This is a genomic window from Belliella pelovolcani (assembly GCF_900156785.1).
Taxonomy (GTDB): Bacteria; Bacteroidota; Bacteroidia; order Cytophagales; family Cyclobacteriaceae; genus Belliella; species Belliella pelovolcani.
On the sequence record NZ_FTOP01000009.1, the window covers coordinates 36,958 to 49,150 of the forward strand.

Sequence of the window (12,193 nt, forward strand, 5' to 3'; positions counted from 1 at the left end):
GTACAAATTTTTGGTATTTTTTGTCAATTATCGGTGAAATGGGGCATTTGATCAATTTTTCTGAATTAGAAAGTAAATAAACTCCTATCGACTCAGCTTAATGCTATAGTTTTTCCTGTTCTTACGGACTCGTCACAAGCCAGTGCAATCTTCAGGCTATTGATTGCGTCAAATTGATGTGAGCTTATGTCTAGGTCTTCTTTTATGCTTTTCAAAAAGAATAACTGTTCGCGCTTGCATAATGCTTCATGATCTGGTTCATCTTGAAGATCAATCCATTGATCTTTTCGGGTAAATTCATTTGAATCATCCAAATCTGAAAAATGAATTTTTATTTTTTCTGTTTTAGTATGTCCTTCGATACGATCAGATTGTGAGGTTGCTGCCTTTTTGGCAACAATGGAAACCGCTCCCTTTGGCCCAATCACATCTTTGATGAAAAAAGCATTATCAGAAATCATAGGCCCCCACCCAGCTTCATACCAACCTACAGAACCATCCTCAAATCTGATTTGTAGTTGGCCATAATTGTAATTATCCTGCGGTATTTCATCGGAAAGACGAACACCAATGGCACTCACAGAGATAGGTTTACTTTGGGTCATCTGACACATGATATCGATGTAATGCACACCGCAATCGACTATGGGACTCAAGCTTTGCATCAAGTTTTTGTGTACATTCCACATATATCCTTGAGATTGTTGATTGAGGTTCATGCGCATGACCAAGGGCTTTCCTAGCGCTCTAGCTTCTGTTACAAAACGAGTCCACGATGGATGATGTCTGAGAATATAACCAACGACTACTTTTCTATTGTTTTTTTTCGCAGCTGCTATGATACGTTCGGAGCCTGCAATAGTATCTGCCAAAGGCTTTTCTACAAAAATATGACAATGATGCTTCAAAGCTTCTAATGCTATGGCTTCATGTGTGTCTGGATAAGTGGAGATGCATACAGCATCTGGCTTGCTGATACGTAAGGCTTCCATATAGTTGTCAAAAAGTTCGTATTGTCCTCCGAGTTGCTGATTCAATGTGGCTTTACTTTCCCCTCGGCTCACAAGGCCACAGATTTCAAATTCTGGGATTTCATGGTAGGCCTTTGCATGGGAAGCACCCATATTGCCACATCCTATGATAAGTATTTTTATTGGATTCATGATTTCAAGTACACAAAATTTAGATTGATCTCAAAGCGTGATTTATTAAAAATATTTGATTTCAGAAATCAAAAGCGCTTATTTGTCGTTTATCAAAGAAATCAAATGCCTTTATGCCATTTTTGAACCGGTATTGCTTGTTGTTTTTTCTTACAAATCTCCTTTTTCCGATGCTCTTGGTGGCTCAGGAGGATGTCAAGTTACAAGGTGTTGTTTTTGACTTTGCTAGCAATCAAACTATACCAGGTGCGAATGTCTATTGGGAATCAGATCCTAACAATGGTGTGAGCACTGATCTAGATGGTTTTTTTGAAATTCCAGTAATAGCACTTCCGAGTAAACTCATCATATCTTTTGTGGGCTTTGAGCAGGTACAAAGGATGGTTCAGGAAAAGGACATTGCTAAGCAAATTCGAGTTTTTTTGAGAGTAGAAGAGACGGATCTTCAAGAAGTGACTGTCAGCAGTACCAGACCTGACGAAAATGTGAAAAGTCTAGATTTGGGTAAGTCTGTCGTCCCCATAGAGACCATCAAAAATATTCCAGCGCTTTTTGGAGAGGTAGACTTGTTAAGAAGCTTGCAGTTGCTTCCTGGTGTACAAACAGCAGGTGAGGGGACCACGGGACTTTTTGTGAGAGGAGGGTCTGCCGATCAGAACCTTTTGCAGATTGATGGAGCTCCTGTTTATAACCCTTCTCACTTCTTTGGTTTCTTTTCTGTATTCAATCCTGATGCACTGAGTGGTGTGGATTTTTACAAGGGGAATATTCCAGCAAATTATGGAGGGCGAATTTCTAGTTTGATTGATATTTCTTTGAAAGAGGGGAATTATGATAAGCTTCATGGAGAAGGGGGTATCGGGACCATCAGTTCAAGACTGACAGTGGATGGACCTTTATTCTCAGAAAACTCAAGCTTTGTAGTATCCGCTCGGAGGACTTATGCTGATGTGTTTTTAAGGCTTTCTTCTGATCCAAATATCAATAGTAATGACCTTTATTTCTATGATTTGAGCGGTAAGACGACTTTCAAACTTGGGAATAAGGATAAACTTTCTTTGTCTAGTTATTATGGTTCTGATTTTCTTGGTCTTTCTGGTCAATTTGGCTTTGGTTGGTCCAATTGGGTCAGTTCAGGGACTTGGAATAGGAATATATCTGACAAAGCATTTTTTGATTTGAATGCTTACCATAGCAGGTACAATTATAAGGTTGGATTTGATGATCCTGAAAATGGTTTCGAATGGGGGAATACCATAGGTGAGACAGGCATCAAATCAGAATGGACTAACCTACTTTCTGATAAAACTATCTTGAAATGGGGTTCTATGCTTCAGTTTTATCATTTCGCATCTATTGATCTCGACCCTTCACCCAATAGTGCCATTCAACCCATCGCTACCAATCCTAGAAATGGCATGCAATTCAATCCTTTTGTGACAGTAAATCAGGAGTTGACCCGGAAGTTGAGCGTGGAGGCAGGTTTGAGGTGGTCACTTTATCAGCAGCATGGTTTAGGTGTAGATTACAGCTATGAAAATGGTACTCCAGATCCCAATAATGAAATTATCGATTCAGTTGCTTTCAATCGGTTTGAGCGTATCAAAGCCTATCAAGGTTTAGAACCTAGATTGGCTTTGAGATACCTGATTCGAGATGACTTATCGATCAAAGTAGCAGCCAACAGAGGTTTTCAATATTTACAAGTTGCCTCAAATAGTTCTGCGGGCTTACCAATTGATAGGTGGATATTGGCTGGAACTTATATTCCGCCCATCAGAGGTGACCAGTTTTCAGTTGGTATTTTTAAGAATCTGAATGATAATGCTTGGGAAGTTTCTCTAGAGGGCTATTACAAGGATATGAAGAATGTCATCGATCTTCGGCAAGGAGCAACTGTCCTGTTTACAGATAACGTAGAAACAGAAATTCTTGTAGGTGATGGGTATGCTTATGGGGTAGAGTTTTTAGTTAAAAAAAATATCGGGAAAACAAGCGGTTGGTTAAGTTATGCTTACTCGAGAACATGGAGAAGAATCGAGGGAATCAGTTTTGATAATTGGTACAATCCTAGATTTGATAGACCCCATGATTTGAATTTGGTGCTCAATCATCAGTTTAATAAAAGATGGTCTGCAAATCTCACTTTTGTCTACACGACAGGGCAGGCTGTCACTTTTCCAGCAGGAAGCTATGTGGTGGACAGTCAGCGCTTACCATTATTTACTGGAGAGAGAAATGCAGATAGATTTCCAGATTATCATAGAATGGATGCCTCTGTGACTTGGAAAAATGCCGATCAAGGAAAGAAGTGGAGAGGAAGCTGGAACTTCAGTATTTATAACCTGTATGGAAGGAAAAATCCGTTTTCATATCAATTTGGAGAAATTTTTAATGAAAATATTAATTTCTCTCCAGCTCCGAATGATCCGATCACATCTAGAAGGCCTGGGACAGTGATGACTTATTTGTTTACATTTCTGCCGTCATTAACTTATAATTTCAATTTCTGATGAAGAGAATATCACTGATCATCATTACAGCGTGGCTTGCTTTTTCCTGTCAGGAAGAAGTAATCTTGGATTTGCAGACCTTAGAGCCTACGCCAGTCATTGAGGCGATCTGGACCAATACGCCTAATTTTAACCAGGTATTTGTTTCCTTCTCAAAGGATTTTTATTCAGATGAGCCTAATGAATCGGTTACAAACGCACAGGTTTTTGTGAGAAATATTGGGACGGGAAGAATCGCCACTTTTCGATACAACGAACAGGTAGATCGATATGTACCTACTCAAAATCAAATCGGTCAAATCGGTCAAACCTACGAGCTTAATGTGATCATAGATGGGAAAGCCTATATTTCTACCGGTACACTTTTGCCTCCTCCTAGCTTAGATTCAATCACCTACGAGTTCAAAGATCAGCGCGTATTTAGAGAGGAAGGATACTATTTGACTTTATATGGTGATATTCCTTTTACACAAGATAATAATTACAGGATTAGAATTATTAGAAATGATACTTTGCTCAATAGGAGGACAGACTATTTGCTTTTCGATGACACCTTTGGTACACAAATTTTAAATAGGGGCTTTGAGTTAGGGGGATTTCCCTTTAGGGAAGGGGATCGAGTTCGGCTGGAGCTTTTTAGACTCAACAGAGATGCCTATGATTATTTGAATCAATTGGTTGGCTTACTCTTCAATGACGGAGGTCTGTTTAGTCCACCGCCTCAAAATCCTGTATCCAATATCCGTCCTGTAGATGGTGAGGGTAATGTGCTAGGCTATTTTATGGTAAGCCCCTATCTTGGTGCGACAGTCAATATCAATCCTGATCGCTCAGATGAATGATTTTGAGATGAGTTCTCAAACAGAATACTTACTTTTGTCCCATGTTAGATTTCAATCAAAAAGGCAAAGTAGTCGTTACTTTTAAAGATCGTTTTGCTCCATATGTAGAGCAAGAGCTCAGAGAACTGGGTTTTAAACCTAAAAACATCAATAGAACTTACATAGAGCTGTATGCTTCTCTGAATGAATGTATGACCCTCAACCTTCATTTGAGGGTGGCCAGTCATGTACTTTTCGAAATCAAGTCTTTTTACTTGCACCATGCTGATGATATTTATAGAAGAGTGAAAGCCTTGCCGTGGGAGCAGTACATCACAGAGACAACCTACTTTTCAGTCAATTCACATGTGGAAAATGACAGCGTAGACAATCCACTCTTTGTGAATGTAAGGGTGAAAGATGCCATAGTCGATAGATTTAGGGAAAATACTGGTATCAGACCCGATACTGGATCTAATTATGATGGGGCTGTATTTCAGCTGTTTTGGAAAGAAACACAGGCCACACTTTATATCAATACTTCTGGGGAGACTTTAGCCAAGCATGGATACAGAAAGATTCCGGGTAAAGCGCCGATGCTTGAAGCCTTAGCAGCAGCGACTATTTATGCTTCTGATTGGGATAGGAAATCCCCCTTTATCAATCCTATGTGTGGCTCAGGAACATTGGCCATAGAAGCAGCGTTGATAGCGACCAATAGATACCCAGGGCTTTTTAGGGATCATTATTCTTTTCAGCATTTTATTGGCTATGAAGAGAAGGTGTTCCAAGAGCTGAAGCAGGAATTGGAAAAGAAAATCACGCAACCTGAAAATTTGGAAATAATTGCTTCTGATATTTCTGAGCAAGCTGTACTATTTACAAGAGAAAATGCTGGAACTGCTGGAGTAGAAAAGCTGATCAGTTACGAGACATGTGACTTTGAGTCTTGCACTATACCTGAATCTGACTCTGGAGTCATCATGTTCAACCCTGAATATGGAGAGAGGCTAGGTGATGAAGACGAGCTAGCAGATACCTACAAGCGATTAGGCGATTTTATGAAGCAGCGATGTGCTGGTTACACTGGCTACATTTTCACAGGAAATATGGGACTTGGGAAACGAGTAGGCTTAAGACCATCGCGCAGAATAGAATTCTATAATGGAACAATTGATTGTAGGCTATTAAAATTCGAATTGTACAAAGGCAAGAAATCCGAATAAAAATATTCCTGATTTAAATCAGGGTTTAAGCTGAGCATTGTGAGGTTTGTTAGAAAAGGGTAGCGGTATTTTTGAGCTTTATTCATTGACCAACCGCGTATGATTATTCAAAACATCAAACCTCACAGTTTTCACATTCCAGTGATGGGATTGGGTTATACCCTAGAAACACCCCTCAAAGTCGCTCAATTTGGGATTTCTTCTGTAGTGTCTATCATGGATGATGCACTTTTGGAAGATATGCGTCGCGTGAAGTCGCGATTGCTTGACGTGCCCTATTTACCCATAGAGTCAAAAGTAGCAGATAGTAGAGCCAAAAGAATCACTGCTTACCTAGATTTCCTTCATGACCAAGTCAATTTACAGCTGGATAAAATCAAAAAGCAAGTTTTTGAAAAAGGGCAAGAAATAGACACCTATTTTGATTTGTTAGATGAGCAACATCCAGTCAAAAAACTGTATAACCTGATGTTTACTTTGGGTGGTAGTGCGCGAGCATTGATAGAAAGTCAGTTGAGAAGCTATATCCAAGCTGGAAAAATCGATGTCAACATCATGACCAAAGTGGATAAGCTCAATTATGATGAAAAGGGGGATGAATTACCAAGAGAATTTTCTGATGCATTATCCGCATTGAGAGGTTTTGCTCAGAGTAAATTGAATGCTTCAGTGGTATTCTCAGCGGGAATGAATCCAGCCCTTTATGGCTATGCAGAGCAATTTGATGCTTTTTTTCCAGATAAGTCTGGAAACCTTGAGAAAAGAATAATTTTGAAAGTCAGTGATTACAGGTCGGCTTTGATCCAGGGTAAGTTTCTGGCAAAGAAAGGGCTTTGGGTGTCTGAATTCCGCATAGAATCAGGACTTAATTGTGGAGGACATGCTTTTGCAACTGATGGCATTTTGCTAGGCCCCATATTGGAAGAATTCAAACAAAACAGGGAATCGCTTCAACAAACCTTACTAGAAGCATGCAACCAAGCGCTTTTGGCAAAGGGGAAACCACTTTTACTTTCAGACGAAAAGCTTTTGATCACCGTGCAGGGAGGCATAGGTACTGCTCAAGAAGATAAGTTCCTAAGACAATATTATCAATTAGATGGTACAGGCTGGGGGAGTCCTTTCTTGATGGTTCCAGAAGCCACCAATGTAGACGAGGACACCCTACAAAAATTGATTCAGGCTAAGAAATCAGATTACTACCTCAGTCATGCCTCCCCACTTGGAGTAAGGTTCAATAATCTGAGAACGAGTAGCGCTGAGACTCAGAGAAAAAAGCGCATAGAGAAAGATAGAGCTGGTAGTCCTTGCTACAAGAAGTTTCTTTCTTTCAATACAGAATTCACCGAAAAACCCATTTGTACTGCTTCGAGACAGTATTTGAATTTGAAAATCAAGGCTATGAAAGACCAATTTTCAGAACAAGAATTTGCTAAACAGGCTGAGAATGTATTGGCTAAAGATTGTCTTTGTGAGGGTTTAGGTGCGGCAGCTTTAATTACCAATGGGGCTACACCTGCTAGAAACCTGACCGCGGCGACTATTTGCCCAGGGCCAAATTTGGCTTATTTCTCTGGTGTTTTCAGTCTGAAACAAATGGTTGGTCATATCTATGGGAGACTTTCTATCATGCATGATTCAAATCGCCCGCATATGTTTGTCAAGGAGTTGCAACTCTACATAGATTACCTCAAAGAAGCAATAGAAGACTCAATACTTGAACAGCCTGCGAAATTTGAAAATTATGTCAGCAAGTTTAAGGAAAACTTAAGACAAGGAATTGGCTATTATATGAATCTGTTAGAAGAGGTGTCAATAGATGCGGATGAATTGGTCCCGAAGATACAAAGCCAGTTTCAAGATGCACTTCACGAGTTGGAAGAGTTGGCAGTTCCAGCTTATTCTTGATTGATCAAAATTCTTGTCTAAGGCAGAAATTAAAAATATTGAAAAGTATAAATTTGGCAATAAAAGACCTGGCAGGTTTCGAAAACCTGCCAGGTCTTTTATTTTAAACCATCAATTTCTTCAATTGGGTTTGATCCATTTTTTGATAACGCCATATCGCAACGGCAGAGATGAATAAAAGCAAAGCCACAGCCCAATAGACCCATATTGGTATAGGGACTGGATCGCCTGCTGCATAGGAGTGAAGCCCAGAGAGGTAATAATTCACCCCAAAGGAGGTCATGATAATCGAACTGAAGGCCCATAAGCTGGCAAGATTATAAATCAAACTCTTCTTCAAAGAAGGTATTAACCTCAAGTGCAGGACTATGGCATAGACAATCACTGAGATCAAGGCCCAAGTTTCCTTGGGGTCCCAAGCCCAGTAGCGACCCCAACTTTCATTAGCCCATACCCCACCTAAGAAAGTTCCCACAGTGAGGAGAAACAAACCAATAGTGATGGACATTTCATTCACAATGTTCAACTCTTGAAGGCTCAACCACCATTTTGCTTTGGGATTTGCTGGCTTGAAGATGATCAAAAGTAAGCTAAGCAATGCGATGATGGCGGACAGCGCAAGTGGTGCATAGCCACTTACGATGATCGCTACGTGTATTTTGAGCCAGTAGGAGTGCAGGACGGGCATCAAATTGGTGATCTCAGGATTAAGCCAATCAAGAAAACCTACAAAAAGCAAGGTTCCAGAGAACAATAGTGAAAGTGGAATAGTAAACTGCGATTTGTTTGAGAATAGCATTCCAAACAGCAAAATTCCCCAAGCGACGAATACCATCATTTCGAATCCATCAGACCACGGTGGGTGTTTAGCTATGTACCAACGAAGGGCTAGATGGAAGGAGAATAATAAAAAGCCAACCCAAGTCAATGCTTTACCCAACTTCCAAAGTCTATCAATCCATTGACTGGATTTGAAGAGCATCAGAATACCTAAAATGAGCATCACAATACCCAAAAGCCAGAAAGGACCAAAGAGCTTGGTGCCGAGGTTTAGCTTATTATAAAGTAGCTCTCCATGGATTTCATTTTCATTTGGATAGACCTCACTTCCTGCTTTTTGCTGGTAGAGATGTATGTAAGAAAGTGTTTCTTTAGCATCTTCCCAATTCCCTGTTTGGATGCCCTTTTCCAAGGCTGCTAGGTAGAGCGTAGTGATGTTTTTGACAAAAACAGCATCATCTTCATCAAAGCCTTGTGTCCATTGTTGACTTGTAAACCATGTGTTGTTTCGATCTAGTTTGTTTGGGAATAATCTCAGAAAATCCCCCGTCAATAATGCATAGAAAATATTGAATCTTTCGTCTGTTTTGAGAAGCTCTTTGTCCGCTTCATTCCTTTCAGCGGGCTTCAATCTATTGCTAGTTTCTACCAATTCTTGGAGTAAGTAGTTACCCTCTTCATCTAAAAACTCTCTGAAACTCAACTGATCTGTAGGTTCTATCCCAAGAGCTTGAAAAGCTAATTTTGATTTTTTCTGATCAATTTTGATCAAAGGCAGGTGACTAAAAGTCACCGGATCTAATTGAATGGCTAATACAAACTGCTCAGAAGAAAAGCTAATTGCTCCGTCAGGGCTTGGAACTTCAATTTTTGATTTACCACTGAGTTTACGGATGATTTCATTTGCCAGGGTGTTGAGAGGCTTCATTCTTCCATCTAGGTCTTGGACAATCAGCTTCCCATAGTCATCAGCAATTTCCTTGGGAACCAAAGATTGCCTAGGGTCTTGCATGGGTATTTCCTGTGCGGATAATCCCGATAAAAACAACAAAAAGAAGGTGGCTGTAGCAGCAGCTTTCCTACGTAAGCTACTTAATTTTTTATTCAAAAGTTGAAATCTACTGCCTTTGGCAAAAAGTGTCAAAAGCATACCTATACTCAATAAAGTATAGCCTAAGTAGGTGATGTAAGTTCCAGGGCGATCTTGATTGACCGAAAGGATAGTACCTCTTTCATCATTGTCATAGGAGGATTGATAGAATCTAAAGCCTTTGTGATCGAGGACATTGTTCATAAATATCCTATAAGGAAACTCCTCACCGTCAGACCTGACCATCACTTCACTGGCATAGGAAGCAGGGCTTTGACTGCCAGGATACCTTTCAAGTTCGAAGGCATTGAGGTAGAGTTCGAAGGGAAGTTTGATTTTTTTCGGGCCAAAAGTAAGCGTGAAATTTTGTCCATTATGTGTAAATGGGTGCCACTTAGGGTTAAAACTGACATTTCTGATATAAGCTTGTGAGACCAATTTTCCTGCTTCATCAAGAATCTCAATGTTGACGACATCTAGCATGTTTTTGGCGAGTTTTTCGTCAGTTTCTGATTGATAGACAATTGCAGCATCTTCGATGATAGATTTGACCATAAAAGCTCCACCATTCCATTGGTAAAGAGACCTAAGTTGTAATTGACTACTTTCGCCCTCGTGCATGACCCCGATTTTTTGGGTGCTCATTTCCATAATTTGTAAATGCACATCTGAATGAATCATCCAGAGACTATCCTCTTTGAAGATGCGTATAGGACTTGATGAATTTTTAGAAGTTCCCAAAACCAACTCTCCTAATGCTACTTCATTGCCTTCTCTTAAGATGAAATCCTCTCTACCAGCACCCATGGCCACTGCTATGTCGATAAATGTCTCCGTCCCATCTATAAATGATTCTACTCCAGCTTTGATGTATTCTTTGATATGGATCTGAAAGCGTTCTTGTCCAAAATCTACCCAATGGGTTTCCGGCTTGAATTGATGTGGGATGATACTGATAGGTTTTTCAAATTTGAGTCCCTGATTGGCTAGGGTTTGGCGTACCTGCAAGTAGTCAGAGCTGGTATAAAACGAATCTTCAGATGCTCCCTGTCTGATATGCATCACGCCATCCACACTCAAATATCTCGTCACTCCAGCTCCTACCAAAATGATCACAAAAGCAATGTGGAAAAGTCCGACTGGCCATCGATTGGCATGAAAGAGCCTGTACTGATTGATATGGGCTAGGAAATTGATGGCTAACCACAGCATAATGATCTCAAACCACCAAGCATCATAGACCAACTTCCAAGCAACAGGAATCCCATGGTCATTTTCTATGAAAGTAGCCACAGCCATGGAAATGGCAAAAGCTAATAAGAGGATTAAACTAATTTTGGTTGAAAAGAGAATTTTCAAAAACTTCATATACTTAGAGTAAAATTCCAACAAATCTATTTTTCATGTTTGGCCTAAATATCAACATCAAATAGGCCCAATTTTGGGTGTCTTTCAAATCTCCCCTGTTTTGTAAGCTTGCAAAAGTATCGCTGTAAAATAACTGTGAATATCCTCCCTGAAGCGAGATGGCTGAATTGAAGATGTAACCGAAAGAAAAATCTAGTTCAGTTCCCAAGTTTTTATCCAACTTAAATAGTCCATTTTGACTGAATACATCAGCATGGGCAAGGAATTGATGGAAATCTGCTTGAATAAAGAATTTAGGATTGAAATCATACCTTGCTTTAAGGTAATAGTCTTGCAAACCCACATTGTTTTCATGGGCTCCTCCCACATAGAACAAATCCATGTAACCATTAAAAAGGTGATTGGTCCCATAGAGCGGAGAGAAAGAGCTGTTTTCCGTGTTTACATTATTGGGTGTGCCGCTGAGAATTTCAAAACCAGCCACCATTCTAAGTTTTTTACCAGCTTCCTGATCGATAGTTAGTTGTTGAGTAATTTGTGCAGAAAGGTCAAAGGCATTGACATTTCTTCCAAAATTATCCACACCTAATTGGTGATAGTAAAAGCCACTTAGGGTTGTATTACCTGTTTGATACCTGATAGTAGGAAGACCAATTGTTTGCCTGTAATTGATACCTTCACTGATGATCGTACCAGCAGTATTTCTCACGGCAAATTGACGTCCGTCATTCCAGAAGAGCAATGAAAAATTAAATTGGCCTAATTTATTTTCATATCGGATCATTTGAGCTGCTTTGTAATTGTTGTTTATGTCGTAGAATACGCCAGCCAATCTTTGCTCACTCTGATTATAGCCACCCCCGAAATGTAATTTCATGTCATTTTTCTCGTGCTTGACAAGTGCAAAATCGTGCGCTCTAGCCTGTAGTGCCCAGTCCAAGTTTCCAAGAAACCTGAAATTATCATAATTCAATTCTTGCCTCCCCAATTTGATTTGCCAGTTTTCGGCAATTTTCGTTTCTAACCAAGCTTCGTGCACTGACAAGAAATTATCGGTTGCTTTGATTTGAGGTGTATTTCCCCATGTTCTGATGTCTTGAATAGACATGTAAAAGGAAATATTTTCCATTTTATAGCTAGCTTGAAGCCTTGCTCTTTGTGCTATGAATTTTGCGGGAACTTCGGACTCAAGTATAGGCCTATTGAATCCATTCCTAAATTCCGCTCTTTGTAGCAGCTGACCATCTAGGCTGAATTGTGCTTGTGCCGGTTTAAAAGAAAGGGCCACAAAAATGGCCCATCCAAAAATCAACAACTTTTTCAT

At 39.9% G+C, this 12,193-nt stretch carries 7 protein-coding genes; 4 read left to right on the forward strand and 3 right to left on the reverse strand.

What is annotated here, in order from left to right; all coding sequences use genetic code 11:
• Positions 1–92 precede the first annotated feature (92 nt).
• Positions 93–1,163 (reverse strand): Gfo/Idh/MocA family protein, encoded by a 1,071-nt coding sequence (locus BW935_RS11125; RefSeq protein WP_076501502.1) that lies wholly within the window; start codon positions 1,161–1,163, stop codon positions 93–95.
• A gap of 113 nt (positions 1,164–1,276) precedes the next feature.
• On the opposite strand from BW935_RS11125, the gene BW935_RS11130 reads away from it, so the two are divergent.
• The 4 genes from BW935_RS11130 to BW935_RS11145 all read left to right on the forward strand — a co-directional run bounded on the left by BW935_RS11130 (position 1,277) and on the right by BW935_RS11145 (position 7,631).
• Positions 1,277–3,676, forward strand: coding sequence for a TonB-dependent receptor (locus BW935_RS11130; protein ID WP_076501504.1), 2,400 nt, complete (start codon positions 1,277–1,279; stop codon positions 3,674–3,676).
• A complete protein-coding gene (locus BW935_RS11135; RefSeq protein ID WP_076501506.1) occupies positions 3,676–4,518 on the forward strand; it encodes a DUF4249 family protein in 843 nt (280 codons plus the stop codon). The genes BW935_RS11130 and BW935_RS11135 overlap by 1 nt, the downstream gene beginning before the upstream one ends.
• A 41-nt stretch (positions 4,519–4,559) precedes the next feature.
• Entirely contained in the window at positions 4,560–5,723 is a 1,164-nt protein-coding gene (locus BW935_RS11140) for a THUMP domain-containing class I SAM-dependent RNA methyltransferase (protein ID WP_076501508.1), read from the forward strand.
• Positions 5,724–5,822: 99 nt separating this feature from the next.
• Positions 5,823–7,631 (forward strand): hypothetical protein, encoded by a 1,809-nt coding sequence (locus tag BW935_RS11145; protein WP_076501510.1) that lies wholly within the window; start codon positions 5,823–5,825, stop codon positions 7,629–7,631.
• A gap of 103 nt (positions 7,632–7,734) precedes the next feature.
• Here BW935_RS11145 and ccsA read toward each other — a convergent pair whose 3' ends face one another.
• Both ccsA and BW935_RS11155 read right to left on the reverse strand, forming a co-directional pair.
• Positions 7,735–10,869: a cytochrome c biogenesis protein CcsA gene (gene ccsA, locus BW935_RS11150; protein WP_076501684.1), complete on the reverse strand. Its 3,135-nt coding sequence runs from the start codon at positions 10,867–10,869 to the stop codon at positions 7,735–7,737.
• Between the two features lie 4 nt (positions 10,870–10,873).
• Positions 10,874–12,193, reverse strand: a complete 1,320-nt coding sequence (locus BW935_RS11155; protein WP_076501512.1) for a hypothetical protein — start codon at positions 12,191–12,193, stop codon at positions 10,874–10,876.

What these genes read in the sequence shown, in the direction of transcription:
- BW935_RS11140 (WP_076501508.1), top strand. Translation starts at nt 4,560, where the DNA reads ATGTTAGATTTCAATCAAAAAGGCAAAGTAGTCGTTACTTTTAAAGAT.
- BW935_RS11130 (WP_076501504.1), top strand. Translation starts at nt 1,277, where the DNA reads ATGCCATTTTTGAACCGGTATTGCTTGTTGTTTTTTCTTACAAATCTC.
- ccsA (WP_076501684.1), bottom strand. Translation starts at nt 10,869, where the DNA reads ATGAAGTTTTTGAAAATTCTCTTTTCAACCAAAATTAGTTTAATCCTC.
- BW935_RS11155 (WP_076501512.1), bottom strand. Translation starts at nt 12,193, where the DNA reads ATGAAAAAGTTGTTGATTTTTGGATGGGCCATTTTTGTGGCCCTTTCT.
- BW935_RS11135 (WP_076501506.1), top strand. Translation starts at nt 3,676, where the DNA reads ATGAAGAGAATATCACTGATCATCATTACAGCGTGGCTTGCTTTTTCC.
- BW935_RS11145 (WP_076501510.1), top strand. Translation starts at nt 5,823, where the DNA reads ATGATTATTCAAAACATCAAACCTCACAGTTTTCACATTCCAGTGATG.
- BW935_RS11125 (WP_076501502.1), bottom strand. Translation starts at nt 1,163, where the DNA reads ATGAATCCAATAAAAATACTTATCATAGGATGTGGCAATATGGGTGCT.